Consider the following 292-nt stretch of genomic DNA (forward strand, 5'->3'; position numbering starts at 1 on the left):
GGGCAGAAGCCCGCCGGACTTTCGGTCGACGCCGGCGCGATGAGCATGGTGACCGCGGCCGCGGCACTAGCAAACGGCACCAGCCAGGTTGCGGTCAATCTCGGGGCAACCGTACCCGGGCTGACGTCGACGACGCTCCAGGTGGCCATCGGCGAGCCCATGCAGTCCTCGCCCTGGCTGGCGGTCGGCGAAGTGGGAACCGTGTTGCGCACCGCGCAGACCCGCATCAAGCTCAACGCCAGCGTCACGGTCGGCACACCGACCCTTGGCGGCGGCATCAAGCTGCTCGCCG

General features: G+C 69.9%; 1 pseudogene. It reads left to right on the plus strand.

Annotation, left to right across the window (positions count from 1 at the left end):
* A pseudogene (locus EN852_RS39475) lies at positions 1–292 on the plus strand (hypothetical protein); the annotation flags it as partial.

Source organism: Mesorhizobium sp. M2E.F.Ca.ET.209.01.1.1, from assembly GCF_004010375.2.
GTDB lineage: Bacteria > Pseudomonadota > Alphaproteobacteria > Rhizobiales > Rhizobiaceae > Mesorhizobium.